Below are 19773 nucleotides of genomic sequence, written 5' to 3' on the forward strand. Positions count from 1 at the left end.
GTCTTCCCAGGATTACAGGAACGCGGCGGCGAGCGTCGCCGGCCGCGACAGGCCCGCGCCGGTCAGCGGGGCGACATTCACGGGATCGAGCAGGCCGCCCTTGACCGGGTCGAGCTGCGCCAGGCAGGTCGCCTGGACGTAGCGCGAGCCGGATGCCAGCAGCACGCTGTCCCCACCCGCGCTGCCGCGACCGCCGAACTTGTCGTAGGCCAGGCGGCGGACATTGTGGATGCCGGCGATGCCCAGGCCGCCACGCTCGTCGATCGCCATCATCTCGTGCGCGCACATCTTGTCGGTATCGACGCACATGTTGACCACCAGGTCGAACAGCTGCGGCTCCACGGCCGAGAAGTACATCGGCGGCACCTTCTCGCTCGGCCGCTCCAGCGCCAGGTAAGCGGCGCGGGTCAGCTGCCCGGAGCTGGCGCGTACCTCGGCAACCCAGCGGTCGAACTCGCCCGCCGGCATGCTGCGGGCGGCGAAGCGCATGTTGGAGAAGCCGGCACCCGAATAGTTGGCGGAGAAGCCGGTGAACTCGCCCGGCTGGTCGAACTCGCCATGCAGCTTGGTCTCCATGCCCGGCATGGCGTAGATCTGCCCTGCCAGCGCCGGGATGTAGAAGCTGTTCATCACGGACGAGCCGGAGATGCGGAAGCTGATCGGCCGGTCGATCGGGGCGGCGAACTCGTTCACCGTCGCGATGCCCAGTTCAGGGTAGATGAACAGCCACTTCCAGTCGAGCGCCACCACCTGCACCTCCATGGGGGCGGCGGCTTCCTGCCCCGGCCCGAGCGGCGAGTCCGATCCGCCGGAGGTCAGCGGACGATAGGGATCGAGCAGGTGGGTGCTGACCCAGGTCAGCGCGCCGAGGCAGATGATGATCATCAGCGGCGCGGCCCAGATCAGCAGCTCCAGATGCGTCGAATGGTCCCAGTCGGGCGCATATTTCGCCTGCGTGTTCGCGGCGCGATATTTCCACGCGAACCAGGCGGTCGCGGCCATGACCGGTGCCACGATCAGCAGCATCAGCAGAGTGGATATGACCACCAGATTGCCCTGCTGCCGGGCGATGTCGCCCGCAGGATCAAGCACGATCAGCTCACCGCAACCTGCCAGCAAGGGCAGGGCTGCGAGCACGGGCAGGGCACGACGGATAAGGCGGCCAGCGTTCGGATTCGTAGGCATGGTTCGGCGCCTACACCGATGATGTTGCATTGCACATAGGGCAATTTGTCCAATCCACACCGCGGGATGAGGCGGGCAAATGGCATCATTACTCCGCTCGCTATCGCAGTGCAGCAATGCCGATTGCATCCTGGCGTTTGCCGGGTAAAGGCGGGCGGTCCAAGCAGCTGCAGGAACAAGAGGGATCAACATGGCCGCCGGAACGGTGCCGACCAACGAGGCAGAGCGCGATGCCCGCGTCGCCAACGCGGACAAGGGCGACCCTCATGGTCACCGGATCGAGCCGGGTGAGATCGCCGTCGGCGTGATCATCGGGCGCACGTCCGAGTTCTTCGACTTCTTCGTGTACGCGATCGCCTCCGTGCTGGTGTTCCCGCGCCTGGTATTCCCGTACATGGACCCGCTGCAGGGCACGCTGTGGTCCTTTGCCATCTTCGCGCTCGCCTTCCTGGCGCGGCCGGTGGGCACCGTGGCGTTCACCTGGCTCGACCAGCGCAAGGGCCGCGGTGCCAAGCTGATCACGGCGCTGTTCCTGCTGGGCGTGTCCACCGTGGTGATCGCCTTCCTGCCCGGCTACGAATCGATCGGCACATGGTCCGCCGTGCTGCTGGCGCTGTTCCGCATGGGACAGGGCTTCGCACTGGGCGGCACGTGGGACGGCCTGGCATCGCTGCTGGCGGTCAATGCGCCGGAAGGGCGACGCGGCTGGTGGGCGATGATCCCGCAGCTGGGCGCGCCGATCGGCCTGATCGTGGCCAGCCTGCTGTTCGTGTTCCTGGTCAGCGTGCTGCCGGCACAGGATTTCCTGGCTTGGGGCTGGCGCTATCCGTTCTTCGTGGCCTTCGCCATCAACGTGGTGGCGCTGTTCGCCCGCCTGCGCATCGTGGTGACGCCGGAATATGCGACCCTGTTCGAGAAGCGGGAGCTGCAGCCGGCCCCCATCCTCGACACCATCCGCAGCGAGTGGAAGGTGATCGCCGCCGGTGCCTTTGCCCCGCTGGCCAGCTTCGCGCTGTTCCACATGGTCACCGTCTATCCGCTGTCGTGGGTGTTCCTCTACACGGAGGAGAGCCCGATACGCTTCCTAGTGATCGAGGCGATCGCCGGCGGCGTCGGCGTGCTGGCAGTGATCGGATCGGGCCTGCTGGCCGACCGGTTCGGCCGGCGCACGCTGCTGGGTGCCACCGCGGCGCTGATCGCGGTGTTCTCCTTTGTCGCGCCGCAATTGCTGGATGCGGGCGAAACCGGCGAGGTCATCTTCATGATGGTCGGTTTCGTGCTGCTGGGTCTGGCCTTCGGCCAGTCCTCGGGCGCGCTCTCCTCCCGCTTCGCGCAGCGGCACCGCTACACCGCCTCGGCGCTGACGGCGGACTTCGCCTGGCTGTTCGGTGCGGGCTTTGCGCCGCTGGCGGCCTTGTGGCTGTCGGCCCGGTTCGGGCTGATCGCGGCGGGTGCCTATCTGCTGTCGGGTGCGGTGTGCACGCTGGTCGCGCTGTGGATCAACCGCGAGCTGGGCCGGAACATCGAATAGGGCGGTTCAGGACATCGCGCGGGGGTCGCCGAACAGCTCCAGCGCGATGTTCAGGCAGTTGCGTGCATCCAGCTGGATCAGGCCGATGGAGGTGGGGGCGTCGACGCGCTTGACGCCGTCTTCCGTGATCCTGACCAGGAAGCGGTCACACCCGCCCAGCACGATCATCGCGATGGCGCGGTTGTCGTCCAGCGCGAAGTTCACCACGGCCCCTTCATAGGCGACGTAGGCACCATCATGGGTCATGGTGGTGACGACATAGGCGATGATGAAGCGGTCATGCTGGCGCGACTGGTCGACCCAGTTCTGCAGCCAGCCCAGCGTCGATTGTTCCCGCAACACCCGGACCCGCCGCCACTGGCTGACGCGGTAGGCCGTCCAGCCGGTCAGCACCGCGGGCAGCAGCAGGCTCGCCAGCCAGTACAGCACCGCCCAGCTTGGCAGCGGGGGCACATCTGCGGCACCGGGCCGCAGCCGATCCCCGGCCATGATGACGCGATAGATGTTGGGATCGAAGCCGACCATCAGGCAGGCGCCGCTCGCACGGCAGCCGCTTTCCTGGACGGCCAGGATGGTGGCGAGGAGGATGTGCCCGGCCAGCGCACCCAGCACGATGACCAGCAGCGAGAAGGTCGAGCCGGGGCGTTCGGGCGCCTGGGAGATCAGCTCGTTACGTTCGCCGAGCCTGAGGCCGGCCCACACGCTGAACCCGGGTGCCAGCAGCAGGAGCACCAGGAACAGCGTGTAGCTGAAGGTCATCGTTCGCCGGAGCGGCGCATCATGGAGATCGGACCGCCAGTATAGGTCGGCCGCTCGTCATCGGCCGGTGGCGGAACGCCCGCAGTGTCGACCACATAGGACCAGCCCTTCTCCCGCATCGCCTTGCGCACGGCTTCCCAGCTGCCGAAGCGGTGGTGAATGGCCATGCCGAGTTCGAGGGACTGGTCGGAATTGATCTGCATGCGGCGCTCCAGAGTTCGGTCAATCTAGGCACAGCCGGCGATGCTTGCAATCATCCGCCACTCAGCGCCAGCCCAGCGCCGGCGCGACGTGGGTCAGGATGCTTTCAAGGACATGCGCGTTGTAGTCGACACCCAGCTGGTTGGGCACCGTCAGCAGCAGCGTGTCCGCCTCGGCAATCGCCTCGTCCGCCTTCAGCTGCTCCACCAGCCGGTCCGGCTCCGCCGCATAGGAGCGGCCGAACACCGCGCGCATGTTGTCGATGATGCCGATCTGGTCCTGATCCCCGCTGCGCCCGAAATAGGCCCGGTCACGATCATCGGTGATGGCGAAGATCGAGCGGCTGACGGAGACGCGCGGAGTGCGCGTGTGCCCGGCCGCGGCCTAGGCGTCGCGGTACAGCCTGATCTGCCGCGCCTGCTGCACATGGAAAGGCTCGCCACTTTCATCCTCCTTCAGCGTGCTGCTCTGCAGGTTCATGCCCTGCTGACCGGCCCAGATGGCGGTGGCGTTGCTGGCGCTGCCCCACCAGATCCGGTCGCGCAGCCCCTCGGAGGTCGGCTCCAGCCGCAGCTTGCCCGGCGGATTGGTGAACATCGGCCGGGAGTTCGGCTCCGCAAAGCCTTCGCCGCGCAGCAGGTCGAAGAACAGCGCACCGTGGCGCCGGCCCATGTCGCCGTCGCTCTCCCCCGGTGCCGGGGCGTAGCCGAAGTGTCGCCACCCTTCGATCACCTGTTCGGGCGATCCGCGGCTGATGCCCAGCTGCAGCCGCCCGCCGCTGATCAGGTCGGCGGCGCTGGCGTCTTCCACCATGTAGAACGGGTTCTCGTACCGCATGTCGATCACGCCGGTGCCGATCTCGATCCGGCTGGTGCGCGCGCCGACGGCCGCCAGCAGCGGGAACGGGCTGGCGAGCTGGCGGGCGAAATGGTGCACCCGGTAATAGGCGCCGTCCACGCCCAGCTCCTCCGCCGCGACCGCCAGGTCGATCGATTGCAGCAGCACGTCCGCGGCGGAACGGGTGTGCGACTGGCCATGGGGCGACCAGTGGCCAAAGCTGAGAAAGCCGATATTCTTGCGCATGAGATCAGGTCCGTCCGGGAATGCTGTTCCCTGCCATCAGGGGATCGGCCGGTGATCCTGCAAGGAGGGACATGGGTGTAACCGGGGCACCGCCGCTGTTTTAGGTCGGCAGGACACCTTCCTCTTGTGTTGCCCGATGGCCACACTACGTTTCAAGCTATCATCATTGCTGGGGAGCAAGGGCAGGCATGAATCTGGACAAGTATACCGACCGGGCGAAGGGCTTCCTGCAGGCGGCGCAGACCGTGGCCATCCGCAACAGCCACCAGCGGATTGCCCCGGAACATCTGCTGCAGGCCTTGCTGGACGATCCCGAAGGGATGGCGGCCGGCCTGATCACCCGTGCGGGTGGCGATCCCAAGGCGGCGACCGATGCGCTGGCGCAGGCGCTGGCGAAGATCCCCGCGGTCTCCGGCTCCGGCGCCCAGGCTACGCCGGGGCTCGACAATGATCTGGTGCGCGTGCTCGACCAGGCGGAGCAGGTCGCGGCCAAGGCAGGCGACAGCTTCGTCACGGTGGAGCGGCTGCTGCTGGCGCTGGCGCTGGCGAAGACGACCCCAGCCGGCCGTGCGCTGGAGGCGGCGGGCGTGACGGCGGAGGCGCTCAACACCGCCATCAATGCCCTGCGCGGCGGCCGCAGCGCGGACAGCGCCAATGCCGAACAGGCCTATGACGCGATGAAGCGCTACGCCCGCGACCTGACCGAAGCGGCACGTGCGGGCAAGCTGGATCCGGTGATCGGCCGGGACGAGGAGATCCGCCGCACCATCCAGATCCTGGCCCGGCGGACCAAGAACAACCCCGTGCTGATCGGCGAGCCCGGCACCGGCAAGACCGCCATCGCCGAGGGCCTCGCGTTGCGCATCGCCAATGGCGACGTGCCCGACAGCCTGAAGGATCGCGCGCTGATGAGCCTGGACCTGGGTTCCCTGATTGCGGGCGCCAAGTATCGCGGCGAGTTCGAGGAGCGGCTGAAGGCCGTGCTGGACGAGGTGAAGGGCGCCGAAGGGCACATCATCCTGTTCATCGACGAGATGCACACGCTGATCGGCGCGGGTGCCAGCGAGGGCAGCATGGATGCCGGCAATCTGCTGAAGCCGGCGCTGGCCCGGGGCGAGCTGCACTGCATCGGCGCGACCACCCTGGATGAGTACCAGAAGTATGTGGAGAAGGACGCGGCGCTGCAGCGGCGTTTCCAGCCGGTGTTCGTGGCGGAGCCGACGGTGGAGGACACGGTCTCCATCCTGCGCGGGCTGAAGGAAAAGTACGAGCTGCACCATGGCGTACGCATCACCGACGGCGCGATCGTCGCCGCGGCGCAGCTGAGCAACCGGTACATCCAGGACCGCTTCCTGCCGGACAAGGCCATCGACCTGATGGACGAGGCCGCCAGCCGCATCCGCATGGAGGTGGAAAGCAAGCCGGAGGAGATCGAGGCGCTCGACCGCCGGATCATCCAGCTGAAGATCGAGGAACAGGCGCTCGGCAAGGAAACCGATGGCGCCAGCCGCGATCGCCTGACCGCCCTGCGCGCGGAACTGGGCCGGCTGGAAGGCGAGAGCGCGGAGCTGACCGTCCGCTGGCAGGGGGAACGCGACAAGATCCATGCCGAGGCGCGGATCAAGGAGCAGCTCGATGCCCTGCGGCTGGAGCTGGAGCAGGCGCAGCGGTCCGGCGATCTGGGCCGGGCGGGCGAGCTGTCCTATGGCCGGATCCCCGAACTGGAGCGCCAGCTGGCCGATGCGCAGGCGCTGACCGGCACGGCCATGCTGCGCGAGGAAGTGACCGCGGACGACATCGCCGGGGTCGTCAGCCGCTGGACCGGCGTTCCGGTCGAACGGATGATGCAGGGCGAGCGCGAGAAGCTGCTCAGGATGGAGCAGGTGATCGGCCAGCGGGTGATCGGCCAGCAGCAGGCCGTGGCCGCCGTCAGCAAGGCGGTGCGCCGCGCACGGGCCGGCTTGCAGGATCCCAACCGGCCGCTCGGCAGCTTCCTGTTCCTGGGTCCCACGGGTGTCGGCAAGACGGAGCTGACCAAGGCGCTGGCCGCGTTCCTGTTCGACGATGACACCGCCATGGTGCGGATCGATATGAGCGAATTCATGGAAAAGCACGCCGTCGCCCGCCTGATCGGTGCCCCTCCTGGCTATGTCGGATACGAGGAAGGCGGTGTGCTGACCGAGGCCGTGCGCCGCCGCCCGTACCAGGTGGTGCTGTTCGATGAGGTCGAGAAGGCCCATCCGGACGTGTTCAACGTGCTGTTGCAGGTGCTGGACGATGGCCGGCTGACCGACGGGCAGGGCCGGGCGGTGGATTTCAGCAACACGCTGATCATCCTGACCAGCAATCTGGGCAGCCAGTTCCTGGCCGGCATGGACGAAGGGCAGAGCGTGGAGGAAGTCGAGCCGCAGGTGATGGATGTGGTGCGCGGGCATTTCCGCCCCGAATTCCTGAACCGGCTGGACGAGATCATCCTGTTTCACCGGCTGGGACAGGAGCACATGGCGCCGATCGTGGAGATCCAGGTCGGGCGGGTGCAGAAGCTGCTGCGCGACCGCAAGATCGTGCTGGACCTGTCGGACGCCGCGAAGCGCTGGCTGGGCCGGGTGGGTTACGACCCGGTCTACGGCGCACGGCCGCTGAAGCGGGCGGTGCAGCGTTACGTGCAGGATCCGCTGGCCGAGCAGCTGCTGGCGGGCGAGGTGCCCGATGGCAGCACCGTGCATGTGGAAGATGGCGACGGAGCGCTGGTGTTCAGCGTGACCTGAGCCCGCATCAGAACGGCCGGCCGGGTGGACCGGACAGGTCGAGCGGGGCGGCGCGGATCCATCTGGAGGCGATCAGCTTCACCCCGCTCGTGACCGGCAGGCCGGCGTGCCACATCCGCTCGTCCGCCCGTCCGGCTGCATCCAGGCTGGGGAAGTGCAGTGCCTCTCCCAATTGCCCGCGCCACTGCCACCGGAGCGGCGGAAAAGCGGTTTCGCCGCCGGTGAATTCATCCTGCAGCACGACCAGTACCGTGCCGATCCGCTGGTTCGGCTCGGCCGTCGGCAGAGCGTCGGAATGCAGGCGATATTCGTGCCCGGAGCCGTAACCCAGGACCTGTAGCGGCTCGCCCTGCTCCGCAGCATGACCGGTGGCCGCCGCGATGCGGCGATTGAGTGCGTGCAGCACCATGTCTTCCTGCACGAAGGGGAAGCTCGTGGCGTGGGCGCGGCGCACCGGATGCTGCACCATGGCGCCGGTCCGCGGATCGACCACACTGGCCGGTTGCAGTGTCGGCGCGGCACGATCCGCCAGGTAGCGGCACTCCGCCGGCGTGAAGAACCCCGGGCTGTGCCACATGCCAGGTGCCGGTGACAGTGCGACCGTGGCGGGCCGATGCGTTGGGTCTCCGTCCGCGTCCAGGGCCATGGCATCGAGCAGGTCGACCTGCCGCCGCGCCGTTGTGTCACGCCGTGCGCGATCACGCAGCAGGTGTAGTGCACGGGGCCAGTCGCGTGCCGCGGTGCCGCCTGCGCCGTTTGCCAGCAGAGCGATGAACACCGGCTCCGCCTCGTCCGCACCAAGCAGTGCCGCACGGCCATACAGGTCGCGCGCCGCCACCAGGTCGCGCCGGATCAGGTTGCCCGCCATGCGCCAGCCGGCCAGCAGCATGGCCGAGGCGGCATCGCCCGCGTCGGTTGCGCGGCCCAGCAGGTCATAGGCCTGATCCACGGCACCACGTTGCGCCATTTCGGTGGCGATGTCTGACGGTTGCTGCGTGCCGGCCATTCCCCTGTCTGGACTGGATAAGCGCATAAGAAAAGGGGCCGGAACCGACCGGTTCCGACCCCCTTGCTTGCGACTGGCAGTCAGCCGTGGATCAGAAGCGACCCAGGAAGCTGACGAACAGGTTGCGGCCGCGGACGCGGTAGATGCCGCTGCCTTCGGTCGTACCGGTCAGGCCCAGCGGCGGGATGGTGTTGAGGAGGTTGTCCACACCAACCACGAACTGGGAATTCTCCTCTACGTCCACCTGCAGGCGCAGGTCGTGGTAGAAGATGTCCGGATATTCGATGATGTCTGCATAATCGAGGTTGTTCGGCGGGCAGCCGTTCGCGGTGCAGGCACCCGGGACGGCATAGACGTTCTCGTACAGGTCGATCGTCTGCGGCCCGATGTAGGACATCGTGTAGCCCAGCGTCACGGGACCGCGGCTCAGGTTGACGTTCCAGCGGAACTCGTCTTCCGGCCAGCCCAGCTCACCCAGCAGACGGTTCTCGAAGTCCGGGTTCGACGGGTTCTCGTAATTGCTGCGTTCCAGGGTGTGGGTGTACAGCATGCGGGTGCTGATCCGGGCATCCGCACCGATATCGGTCCCGTAGCTGAAGTCGACGTCGATCCCGCGCGCGGTACGCGATGCGAAGTTGAGCGGGATGATCTCGGCGTTGCTGTCGAGAACCTGACCCGGAACTTCCTGGTTCGGACCGGCACCAGGTCCGTCGAAGCGGTTGAACAGGCTGCAGAACTGGTTGTTCAGGTCAGGCTGGTCGTAGCAGGCGTTGACGATGGCCTGGGCCGACGGCGAGGTGATCACGTTGTCGACCGAGATGTCGAAGTAGTCGACCGTCAGCGACAGGCCCGGAACGGCGACCGGGGTGAACACCACACCTGCCGTGTACGAGTCAGACTTTTCCTCGATCAGCAGCGGGTTGGAACCGCTGAGGATCTCCAGCGAGTAGGCCGGCAGCGACGTGAAGGCAGGGCTGGTCAGCAATGCGCCCAGATCGGCGGCGCAGTTGGCGGCCCGGTTCGGGTTGTTGCCGATGTTCTGCGGCAGACACGGATCGCTGAAGCCAGGCGCGAAGTTCTGCGACAGGGGCGATGCCGTCTCCGTCAGGTTGGGGGCGCGCACCGAACGGCCATACTGGCCGCGCAGACGCAGACCACGGACGATCTCCCACTCCGCGCCGCCGTTGTAGGCCCAGGTGGTACCGACCGCACCGTTGTAGTCGGATACGCGGACCGCGCCGGAGACGGAGAAGCTCTCGATGAACGGCAGGTCGGCCAGCAGCGGCAGACGCAGTTCGGCGAAGGCTTCCTTCACCTCGAACGGATCGGGCGAGAAGGTCGGCAGGGCGTTGTAGAACGTCCGGCCCTGCTCGACGATCGGGTCGGCCTGGAAGAACAGCTCCTCACGACGGTACTCGCCGCCCAGCGCGAAGCCGACCGGGCCACCCGGCAATTCGAAGAACGAGGAGCTGTCACCCGACACGAAGCCGGACACGACGAGCTGCTCCAGCTCCGCCTTGGAGACGGTGTCTTCGTTGATGTAGGCCCGGGCAGCCGCATTGTTGCCGGCACCGAACGGGTTGTACGGAACGCAGTTCGCGATGTCCTGCGCCAGCGCCTCGGCATCGCCGGGGTTGCCGTATTCCGTGGCAGCGGCAGGATCGATCTGCGAGCGGCAGACGATCTGGCCGGAAGCGTTGCGGGCCGAGTCCATGGCCAGCATGAAGCGCTGCGGGATCAGGTTGCCGAGGACGGTCGTGTCCTCCCTGACCTTGCCGTAGTTGACCGAGAACTCGTAGCTGAAGCTGTCGGCGAAGTCGCCGCGCACACCGCCGACGATCCGGTACAGTTCACGCTCCGAAGCCTCGTCACGGTTGCCGAGGTCGGACAGCATCCGCGCAATGGCGAACCGGTACGTACCGTTGGCCACGGCCGTCCGCTGCGCTGCGCTCAGCGCGGTGCGGGTGGTCAGGCTGTTGGCGTTGATGCCGGATGCCAGGATGCTGCTGGCGATCGTGTTGCGAGCATCTGTGCTCAGGTACGGGTTGTCCAGGCGCGGGGTTTCACGCGGGTCGCCGTAGGTGGTGCCCTGCACGAACGCGGGGGTGGAGTTCTGACCCTGCGTCTTGATGTTGACGTACTTCGCCTCGACGAACGGGATGAACGCCGGCGACACCTCGAACTTGGCGAGCAGGTTGACGTTGATACGCTCCTGCGAGGGCAGCAGCGTCAGCAGCGTGCCTTCGCGGCCCGTCTGCCCGTTGCCACCGACGATGCTGCCGAGCGGGCCGGTGCCCACGCGGGTGCCGGTCTGCGGGACCAGCGTGCCATCGGGAGCGAAGATGAAGCTGCAGTTGTACGGCGTGCCGGTGTTTGCCGGACCGCCATCGCTGGCAGCAAGACCGGTGCCGCAACGGGCTCCCGCACCTGCCGGCTGCGGGATTGCCACGAGGCCGAAATTGTTGATCGAGGCCGAGCGGATGTCGCGGAAGAAGGCGCGATCCGGGAAGCCGTCGCTGCCGTTGCGGCTGGCGGCCAGTGCCGGATCGACGTCGATCGTCAGGAAGCCATCCTGGCGGCGCAGCCAGGGCACGTCCGAACCATAGACGCGATCCTGGTTGGCGTATTCGGCGTGAAGGGTGACGTTGCCGCGACCTTCGGCGAAGTTCTGGCCGAACATGCCGGAGATGTACTGGCCGTTGAAATCGCCATCGGTGTTGATGTTGGCGTGGCCGCGGACCGAGAAGCCTTCGAAATCATCCTTGAGGATGAAGTTCACGACGCCGGCGATCGCGTCCGAACCGTAGATGGCGGAGTTGCCGCCGGTCACCACGTCCACGCGCTCGATCAGGTCGGACGGGATGGTGTTGACGTCGGTCGAGACCGCGTTGTTCAGGATGTCGGACGGAACGTGCCGGCGGCCGTTCACCAGCGTCAGCGTGCGCTGCGTGCCGAGGCCGCGCAGATCGAGCAGGTTCAGGCCGGTGGTGCCGAGGAAGCGGCCCGCGTTGGACTGGCTGAAGGTGCTGCGCAGCTGCGGCAGTTCGTTCAGGGTCTCGCCGACATTGACGGTGCCCTGGTTGAAGAACGCCTCGCCACCGATGACCGTGACGGGCGTCGGCGTGTCGAGATTGGCGCGGGCGATGCGCGAACCGGTGACGATGATGGGCGTGCCCTCATCGGCCTGGTCGGCGGCGGGCCGCGTGGTGGAGGTGGTGACGTCCTGCGCAAAGGCCGGGGCCGCAATGCTCATCAAGGCGAGCGCCGGCATAGCCACGCCGGCCTTCAGCACGCGTCCACGGAATTGGTTGGTCTTCATGTTAGAGCTATCCCCATGTTTTCCCTGCCAGTGAGTGCGCCCGCGGGCCCAAAGCTTGCACTGATCTGAACAGATTGCTGCGGTATCCCGGGCATGGTTACAATCAGAACAATCAGCCGGCTGATGGATCGCGTCGCGACTGTGACTTCTCAGTTACAGTGAAGCGTCCGGAAACGGACGAACATGGCCGGTGCATGGGCCCGGTGCGATGCAGATGCACAACACCGGTGAGGTGGTTGCGTTCAGATGCACCATGGAAGCGATGCATAGACTTGCATCGTTTCACGCAAGCGGTATCTCCTGCAACAAATGAACAGAACAAGCACACCCCTGCTGGACTTCCTGCCGTACTTGCTTTCGGTCACCTCCAATGCGGTGAGCGGCCGCATCGCACTGGAATACAAGGTGCAGTTCGGCCTGTCCGTGCCCGAATGGCGGGTGATGGCGGTGCTGGGGGATCATGAACCGCTGACCCAGCGGGAACTTACCGGCATGACCCTGATGGACAAGGTGGCAGTGAATCGCGCCTGCAAGGTGCTGGAGGAGCGCGGGCTGATCGCGCGCAGCCCCAATGTGCAGGATGGCCGGTCCCATCTGCTGGAGCTGACAGCTGACGGGCGGGGGATGCACGGGCAGATCATGCCCCTGGCGGTGGACATGACCCGCCGGATCATGGGCGTGCTGAGCGAGGACGAGCAGCGCCAGTTCCGGGCGCTGCTGGAACGGGTGCGAGGGCAGGTCGGCCAGCTTGACGGACGCCAGCTGGATGGCGGGACGATCGGCGACGACTGGGGTTTCGACTGACCGGCGCGGTCGTGTCTCAGCCCCCCAGGCCGCCATTGCTGAACGCATCGCTCAGCGTGCAGGCCGCCGGCCCCAGGATCACCACGAACAGCACCGGCAGGATGAACAGGATCAGCGGCACGGTCATGATCGCCGGTAGCCGCGCGGCCTTCTCCTCCGCCCGCATCATCCGCTCGTTCCGGAACTCGGCCGACAGCACGCGCAACGAGGAGGCGAGCGGAGTGCCGTAGCGTTCGGTCTGGATCAGGGTGGTGACGACGCCGCGCACCTGGTCCAGGTTGACGCGGAAGGCCAGGTTCTCGAACGCGTGACGCCGTTCGGTCAGGAACGACAGCTCGATCGCGGCGAGCGCGAACTCCTCGCCCAGTTCGGGATAGGCGCGGCCCAGTTCGCGGCTGACGCGGGTAAAGGCGGCGTCCACGGTCAGGCCGGCCTCCGCGCAGATCACCAGCAGGTCCAGTGCATCGGGCAGGCCGCGACGGATGGCGAGCGTGCGCTTGCTGGCCTTGTTGGACAGGTAGACCTCCGGCCCCTTGTAGCCGGCGATAACAGCGGCGGCGAACCCGCAGAACCGCTTGAACGGACCCCACTCGGGATACAGCTCCGCCCAGTACAGCACGATCACCGCCAGCAGGCCCAGCGCCACCGGCAGGATCATGCGGGCGAGGATGACCGTGACCGCCAGTTCGCGATTGCGGTATCCGGCATGGGCCAGCTTCTGCTGGATGGCGGTGATCTGGCTGTCCTGCAGCACCTTCATCCGGTTCAGCCATTCGCGGATCCGGTCGGTGGTGGCGGTGCGGCGCGACAGGCTCTGCCGCCGCCGACCGGGACCGCTGCGTGTCAGGATGCCGGCCTTCAGTTCGTCGCGACGGGCGACCAGCGCCCTGGATCGCCGGCCCATTGGCGTACGCATGCCCAGCGCGGCGTAGAACGCCACCATCACCGCGACCGCGGCGATACCGGCCAGCAGGGTGCCGACGGCGATCATGTCGAAGCCCAGCAAGGTGGGGCCGGCGGGCTGGTGCAGGAGCGGTTCCATGGCTGCAGTGCTTTCCCCGTCAGATCTCGAAGCTGACCATCTTGGCCATGACGAACACGCCAATCCCCATCCACACCATCGCGCCCAGGCCGATCACCGTCAGCCGCTGGTCGGTCATGAACGGTTCGATGTAGCCGGGATTGACGACGGTGATCATGCCGGCGACCGCAAAGGGCAGTGCGCCGACGATATAGGCGGACGCCTTGGACTCGGAGCTCATGGCCCGGATCTTCAGCTTCATCTGCCCGCGCTTGCGCAGCACGTCGGCCAGGTTGGACAGCGTTTCCGCCAGATTGCCGCCGGTTTCCCGCTGGATGGCGATGGTGATGACGAAGAACTGGAACTCCGCGGTGGCCAGCCGGTCGGCCACCGTCTGCAGCGATTCTTCCATGGAGCGGCCGATACGGATCCCGTCCACCACGGTGCGGAACTCGCGGCCGACCGGGCCGGGGATCTCGTTCGCGATGACGTTCAGCGTCTCGCCGACCGGCAGGCCGGAGCGCAGGCCGCGGACCAGCAGTTCCAGCGCATCGGGAAAGCGGGCGTTGAAGCCGTTCAGCCGGCGCCTGATCATGGATCCGAGCACCATGTGCGGCAGGCCGATACCCACGGCGAGGCCCAGCACCAGCGCCAGCAGCAGCGCGCCGGTCTGCAACCACGCAAGGGCGGCCACCACCAGCCCGATGGTACCGCAGGCCCGGCCATAGCCGCGCAGGCTCCAGCCCGTGCCGCTGCGTTCCAGCCGCAGGGCCAGGGCCGCGATCCGTCCCTGGATGCCGTCGGCACCGGCAGCCTTCGGCTGGCGGGCGGCGATCGCCTTCTTCAGCTGCGATTCCACGCGCATCTGCGCGCTGTCGCCATGGCGCAGGCGCATCGCCTCCAGCCGGCGCTGCGTCTGCTTGCCGGACGTGCCGCCCGTCAGCAGCAGCGCGCCCAGGATGATGGCACCCGCCACCATTCCGCCTGTCAGCAGCAGGTCGACCGGGTCCATCAGGACGCCGCCACCTTCGCGCCCGAGCGCCCGCGGGCCAGCAGCGCCTTCAGGTCGAACCGGGCCTTGCCCCCGCCGGCCGCATCCGCCGGGTCGCGCAGCACCAGCGCGCCATCGGCGTCACCGTCCGCGCAGCTTGCGTTGATCGCGGCCTGCAGGGCCTTCAGCGCGGCGCCTGTCTTGCTGCCCCTGGCGGCTTCGGCCAGACATTGCCCCTGCTTGGCGGCGGTCGCTGCCCCCTTGGCATCCAGCGGCACCAGATGCGCGATCTTGCCTTCGATCGTGGTCTCGAACTCCGACCGGCCGATCTCGCCCGTGCCCGGCCCGGTGCGGTTGGCGACCACCAGCGTCTGTGCGCCCGGCGCATGGGCGCGCAGCCAGGCCAGCATCCGGATGCTGTCGCGCGCGCCGGCCAGCGTCAGTTCCGTCACCAGGATGATCGTCCCGACATTGGCGAGCACCTGCGGGAAGTTGATCATCACCCCGCGTGGCAGGTCGATCACCGTGCGCGCAAAGCTAGTGCGGAACTCCGCCAGCAGCTGCACGAAGGCGGTGCCATCCGTGGCGAGCGTGGTGGCGAGCGGTGCCTCCGACGACAGGATCGCCAGGTTGGGATTGGCGCGCGACATCGCCCGTTCGATGAACAGCCCGTCGATCCGCCCGGGATTGTCGATCGCGTCGGCCAGTCCGCGGCCCGGCTCCAGGTCGAAGGCGAGCGCGGCGGTGCCGAAATGCACGTCCAGATCCAGCAGGGCGGTGCTGGCCGCGTCGGCCGTGCTGCAGCTCCAGGCGATGGAGGCGGCAAGGGTGGAGGCGCCCACGCCCCCGCGGGTGCCAATCACCGCGATCGCGGCATGGGGCCGTTCCCCGTCCGATGCACTGGCCCGCGGGGCGGCAAGGGCGGCGCGGGCACCGGCCAGCGCCTCCGTCAGCTGGTCGGTCATGACCGGCTTCAGCAGGTAATCGTGCAGCCCGCTGGCCAGCAGCGTGCGGTACAGCCGCACATCATTGGTCTGGCCCAGCGCGATCACCACCGTGCCGGGCTCGCACACTTCGGCGAGACCCTGGATCTCGTTCAGCGGGTCGATGCAGTCGGACAGGTCGACCAGCAGGATCGCCGGACTGGTGCTGACGGCCAGCGCCTGGATCGCGCTGCGCAGGCCGCCGCGGACGCATTTCTCCGGCGCGAAGCCCAGCCCGATTGCGGCCGCACGGATCCGGTCCAACGTGGGATCGTCGCACACGAAGGCGGCGAAGGCATCGCGGCCGGTCGGCGGTTTCCAGGGTGCGTTCACTGGTCACCTCCCCGGCTGAGCGTGGCCGAGCGGGGCAGTTCCTTGGCGACGCCGGGCTCGCGCGCCCGCCAGGTCCGGATCGCACCGTCGGACGTCATCGCCTGCGTCCGCCCGGTGTCGTCGCGCCCGCGCAGCAGGTCCTGCGGATCGGCGATCATCGCGGCCATGTTGCTGTTGACCCCGCAGCCGTAATTGCTGGACGTGCGGTTATCGAGCTGGCTGGCGGAGCGATCGGCCCAGTCGGGGCAGCCGGGCACATGCGCGCTGGACCGGGTCACCGCCACGCGCAGCATGCCGGGCGGCGTCAGGCCGGTCACGGCGACATCCGCGCGAGCCGCCAGCAGGCCATGCCGTCCGGTGATCGCGGCGACGTCCGCCAGCGCCGCCGGGCTGACCGCGCCATCGACCGCCAGCATGTCGCCGGAACCAGCCTCGAGCGCCGACAGCCAGGCATCCAGCCGCTGGCGTTCCATCGCCGGCAGGCCGGTGACGCCGCCGATCAGGTCCAGTGTATAGGTGGTGCGTTCGACCACCGGCTGGTGGATCGAATCGAGCCCCCGGTTGGTGCCGGCCGGCCCGGCCGCGCCGGTGCTGCAGGCCGTCAGCGCCGTGGCGAGCGGCAGGGCGAGCAGGGCCCATTGCCGTGAGGAGCGGAGGCGGTGCATCGAAGGCAGATGTCTGCGGAGTGGCGGCATGGTGTTCCTCGCTGTCACGGGATCAGGCTGAAGCCGGGTTCGGGAGCGGCTGCGGTGGTGGGGGTCGCGTCCGGGGCGACCGTCTCGGCCGCGACCGGGCCGGGTCGCGCGCCGCCGCCATCGCGTGCGGTGGCGCTGTCATGCAGCAGCTGTTCGCCAAGGCCGGGGATCCGCAATCCATCGGTCGGCAGGCGGATCGCGCTGTCGTCCACCGGTCGCACCAGATAGGGGGTGACCACGATCACCAGCTCCGTCTCGCCTTTGCGGAACTCCCGCGAGCGGAACAGATTGCCGATGATCGGCAGGTCGCCCAGCCCCGGGGCGCGGTTGACGGTATTCTGTGCGTCGTTGCTGATCAGCCCGGCGATCATGAAGCTCTGGCCGGAACCCAGCTCCACCGTCGTTTCGGCCCGGCGCACGGTCAGTGCCGGGATCTGGAAGCCGTTCAGCGTCACCGCCCCCTGGGCCGACAGCTCGGACACCTCCGGGCGCACCCGCAGCGAGATGCGTCCGCTGGACAGGACCACGGGGGTATAGGCCAAGCTGACGCCGTAATTCTTGTACTCGATCGTGGTGTTGCCCAGTCCCTGGTTCAGCGGAATGGGGAATTCGCCGCCAGCCAGGAACTGCCCCGTCTCGCCGGAGATGGCGGTGAGGTTGGGTTCCGCCAGCGTGGTGACCAGCCCGTCCGTTTCCGCCAGGTCCAGAGCGCCAAGCAGGTCCAAGCCCAGGAACCGGGCCATACCGGTGATCGTGGTGCCGGGACTGACGCTGTTCAGCAAGGTGCCGGGGCCGGTCTTGTCCCCCTCCGGAGACGCCCACAAGGGGCCATCGGGCCCGAACTGGTCGAAGAAGTTGCGGCCCTGTCCGAAGCCGAACTGGAAGCCGCTGCCCGCATCACGGCTGGCGACGTTGATGCCCAGGGCGCGGACCAGCGTCCGGCTGACCTCCGCGATGCGCACGCGCAGCATGACTTGCAACGGTGTCGTCAGGCGCAGGCGGGAGATGACGTTGGCGTCCTTCCCGGCATAGGCCTGGACCAGCCGCGCGGCTTCCGCCGCATCCTCCGGCGCGGCGACGGTGCCGGTCAGCAGCAGCGTGCCGGTGCCGATGGTGGCGACGGCAATTCGTGCATCCGGCATGGCCAGCGTCAGCATCTGGTCCACGCTGTCGATGTTCGATCCCACACGCACATTGGCGGCCCAGATGGTCTCGCCCAGGGCGTTGCTGGCATAGACCACCGTCTCGCCGCCGGCGCGCCCCATGACGTACAGCTCCCGCCGGCTCTTCACCTCCACGTCGGCGATCTCCTCGTTGGCGACGAAGATGTCGCTCATCGCCGCGGGCAGGGTGACCAGCTGCCCGCGACCGATGGACAGCACCACCTCCTGCGACGGGGCGGACAGGTGCTGCGCCTGCGCCGTGCCGGGCGGCAGGGCGATGACAGCGGCGGCCAGCAGGCAGGGCAGGAGGCGGAGGCGGCGGGGCATGGCGGTGGTCTCGCGATGGGGCGGAGCGGGGCGCGTGGGGCGGCGACGGATGCTCATCGGGCCACCGGCACCAGGCTGGATTGCTGGCCGCGGGTCACCCGCACGGCCGGGCCGGCGGGGACGGCCACGACATTGGCCGCCGGTTGCGACGGCGCCGGCGTTGCCACCGCGCTGTCCGTGCGCGGCATGGTGCTGCGCTGGAACCGCGACACATCGCCGCCGGTGACGAAGGAGCCGCGCACATCCATCGGCCGGGCAAGGGCGGCGCGCAGCAGCTGCTCTTCCTGCGCCGGGGTGGCGCCGGGCGGCAGGTCGATCTCGCCGGCGGCCAGCGCCTGGTCCAGCTCGCCCTGGCTGTCGGCAATCGAGCGCAGCGACAGGCTGAGCGTGCCGATCTGTTCGGACACCGCGATCTTCTCGGCCATGCGGGGCGTCACTTCCAGCGTCACGGTGCGGAAGGTCTGCACCAGCGTCTTGCCTTCCTCCGTCGTGCTTTCGGCCGACTGGTCGGTGGCCAGCACGCGGACGTTGCGCATGATGGTCTCCGTGGCGCGCAGCGGCTGCCCTTCGCCGGTGACCGACTGCGTCAGGATGATGTCCACCCGGTCACCCGGGAACACGAAGCCGGCGACCCCGGTGCGCGCCGAGACGTCGACCGTCACCGCCCGCATGCCCGCGCCCAGCGCCGCCGCCAGGAACCCGCGATCGCCCGGCTTCACCAGCGAACCCTGCGTCACCGGCTCCCCCGCCGTGATGGGGTAGCGGACGACCGTGCCCAGCAGCTTGTCGATCGACGCCTCGCCATCCACGAAATAGGCGTCCTGCACCAGTTCGGAGGGCCAGGGCTGGTAGCTGACCGCGTCGGCGGAAATGATCGTGCCGACCGGCAGGCCGCGCCGGGCGACCAGCACCTTCGGTCCGGCAGGCACGGGCGCCTCGATCGCGATGGCCTGCGGCGCGGCGGCGCCGGCGAACATCGACCGGGCGGCGAGCGCCGTGGCCATTGCCACCACCATCGCACCCCCCAGCAATGCCAGCTTCTTCCTGTCCATGATCTGCCGATGCCCCTTCTTGCCGTGCGGCCCTGCCGGACAGGGTTAGGGGCGAATGGTTAATGCCCCGTTGGGCCCGGCTGCGGGATCATGCGGAGAGCGCCGGCAGCACCCACAAACCACCAGCCGCGATGGCGATGCCATAGGGGACGCTGGCCGGTGTGCCCGGTGCCATGCGCCGACGGGTGACCAGCATCGCACCCGCCAGCAGCCCGCCGGCCAGTGCCATCACCAGCAGCAGTTCGGCAAAGGCGGCCGGCGGCACCCACAGCGCCAGCGCCGCCAGCAGCTTGGCATCTCCGCCGCCCAGCATTCGGGCGGCGAACAGTGCGGCGCAGACCGCCAGGACCAGCAAGGCGAGGGCGAGCTGGATCGCGATGCCGGGCCATGGCTCCATGTGGCAGGCGAGCCAGAACAGCGGCGCGCCGGCGGCAATGGCGCCGTTCAGCCGGTTGCGGATCAGCCGGTGGCGCCAGTCGCCCAGCGCGGCGGCCAGCAGGGCGATTGCCAACAGGGCCAGCAGGCCATAGGTCATTGTCGGATGAGGCGTCA

General features: G+C 68.1%; 17 protein-coding genes. 3 read left to right on the forward strand and 14 right to left on the reverse strand.

Annotated features, from left to right (window positions below):
• Window positions 1-12: 12 nt before the first annotated feature.
• Entirely contained in the window at window positions 13-1185 is a 1173-nt protein-coding gene (cyoA, locus tag PK98_RS00375) for a ubiquinol oxidase subunit II (RefSeq protein WP_052207796.1), read from the reverse strand.
• Between the two features lie 190 nt (window positions 1186-1375).
• On the opposite strand from cyoA, the gene PK98_RS00380 reads away from it, so the two are divergent.
• Window positions 1376-2716 (forward strand): MFS transporter, encoded by a 1341-nt coding sequence (locus tag PK98_RS00380; protein WP_039093508.1) that lies wholly within the window; start codon window positions 1376-1378, stop codon window positions 2714-2716.
• A 6-nt stretch (window positions 2717-2722) separates the two neighbouring features.
• Here the strand turns inward: PK98_RS00380 and PK98_RS00385 are convergent, their stop codons facing one another.
• The 4 genes from PK98_RS00385 to PK98_RS00395 all read right to left on the reverse strand — a co-directional run bounded on the left by PK98_RS00385 (window position 2723) and on the right by PK98_RS00395 (window position 4759).
• Window positions 2723-3475 (reverse strand): hypothetical protein, encoded by a 753-nt coding sequence (locus PK98_RS00385; RefSeq protein ID WP_039093509.1) that lies wholly within the window; start codon window positions 3473-3475, stop codon window positions 2723-2725.
• Complete coding sequence (locus PK98_RS00390; protein ID WP_039093510.1) at window positions 3472-3678, reverse strand: hypothetical protein; 207 nt, start codon at window positions 3676-3678, stop codon at window positions 3472-3474. Before PK98_RS00390 ends, PK98_RS00385 begins: the two co-directional genes overlap by 4 nt.
• A 61-nt stretch (window positions 3679-3739) precedes the next feature.
• The gene (locus PK98_RS17300; RefSeq protein ID WP_235425338.1) at window positions 3740-3931 is read right to left on the reverse strand and encodes a hypothetical protein; all 192 of its coding nucleotides are present in this window, start codon (window positions 3929-3931) and stop codon (window positions 3740-3742) included.
• Window positions 3932-4060: 129 nt separating this feature from the next.
• Window positions 4061-4759, reverse strand: coding sequence for an LLM class flavin-dependent oxidoreductase (locus PK98_RS00395; RefSeq protein WP_235425339.1), 699 nt, complete (start codon window positions 4757-4759; stop codon window positions 4061-4063).
• Window positions 4760-4947: 188 nt separating this feature from the next.
• Here PK98_RS00395 and clpB point away from each other — a divergent pair, with 188 nt between their 5' ends.
• A complete protein-coding gene (clpB, locus tag PK98_RS00400; RefSeq protein ID WP_039093511.1) occupies window positions 4948-7527 on the forward strand; it encodes an ATP-dependent chaperone ClpB in 2580 nt (859 codons plus the stop codon).
• A gap of 7 nt (window positions 7528-7534) precedes the next feature.
• On the opposite strand, the gene PK98_RS00405 is transcribed toward clpB, so the two are convergent.
• Both PK98_RS00405 and PK98_RS00410 read right to left on the reverse strand, forming a co-directional pair.
• Window positions 7535-8533 (reverse strand): prolyl hydroxylase family protein, encoded by a 999-nt coding sequence (locus tag PK98_RS00405; RefSeq protein ID WP_052207799.1) that lies wholly within the window; start codon window positions 8531-8533, stop codon window positions 7535-7537.
• A gap of 91 nt (window positions 8534-8624) precedes the next feature.
• Entirely contained in the window at window positions 8625-11852 is a 3228-nt protein-coding gene (locus tag PK98_RS00410) for a TonB-dependent receptor domain-containing protein (RefSeq protein ID WP_039093512.1), read from the reverse strand.
• A 309-nt stretch (window positions 11853-12161) separates the two neighbouring features.
• Between PK98_RS00410 and PK98_RS00415 the strand changes: the two genes are divergently transcribed.
• A complete protein-coding gene (locus PK98_RS00415; protein ID WP_052207801.1) occupies window positions 12162-12656 on the forward strand; it encodes a MarR family winged helix-turn-helix transcriptional regulator in 495 nt (164 codons plus the stop codon).
• 16 nt (window positions 12657-12672) lie between these two features.
• On the opposite strand, the gene PK98_RS00420 is transcribed toward PK98_RS00415, so the two are convergent.
• From PK98_RS00420 to PK98_RS00450, 7 genes are all read right to left on the reverse strand, one after another.
• Entirely contained in the window at window positions 12673-13698 is a 1026-nt protein-coding gene (locus PK98_RS00420) for a type II secretion system F family protein (protein ID WP_039093513.1), read from the reverse strand.
• A 19-nt stretch (window positions 13699-13717) separates the two neighbouring features.
• Complete coding sequence (locus PK98_RS00425; RefSeq protein ID WP_039093514.1) at window positions 13718-14689, reverse strand: type II secretion system F family protein; 972 nt, start codon at window positions 14687-14689, stop codon at window positions 13718-13720.
• Window positions 14689-15984 (reverse strand): AAA family ATPase, encoded by a 1296-nt coding sequence (locus PK98_RS00430; protein WP_039093515.1) that lies wholly within the window; start codon window positions 15982-15984, stop codon window positions 14689-14691. Before PK98_RS00430 ends, PK98_RS00425 begins: the two co-directional genes overlap by 1 nt.
• Window positions 15981-16649 (reverse strand): CpaD family pilus assembly protein, encoded by a 669-nt coding sequence (locus tag PK98_RS00435; protein WP_039093516.1) that lies wholly within the window; start codon window positions 16647-16649, stop codon window positions 15981-15983. Before PK98_RS00435 ends, PK98_RS00430 begins: the two co-directional genes overlap by 4 nt.
• 44 nt (window positions 16650-16693) lie before the next feature.
• A complete protein-coding gene (locus PK98_RS00440; RefSeq protein WP_081996120.1) occupies window positions 16694-18169 on the reverse strand; it encodes a type II and III secretion system protein family protein in 1476 nt (491 codons plus the stop codon).
• 53 nt (window positions 18170-18222) lie between these two features.
• Window positions 18223-19221, reverse strand: a complete 999-nt coding sequence (cpaB, locus tag PK98_RS00445; protein WP_039093517.1) for a Flp pilus assembly protein CpaB — start codon at window positions 19219-19221, stop codon at window positions 18223-18225.
• An 88-nt stretch (window positions 19222-19309) separates the two neighbouring features.
• Complete coding sequence (locus tag PK98_RS00450; protein WP_039093518.1) at window positions 19310-19756, reverse strand: prepilin peptidase; 447 nt, start codon at window positions 19754-19756, stop codon at window positions 19310-19312.
• Between the last annotated feature and the right edge of the window lie 17 nt (window positions 19757-19773).

It is taken from the genome of Croceibacterium mercuriale (assembly GCF_000802385.1).
In the GTDB taxonomy this organism is placed as follows: Bacteria; Pseudomonadota; Alphaproteobacteria; order Sphingomonadales; family Sphingomonadaceae; genus Croceibacterium; species Croceibacterium mercuriale.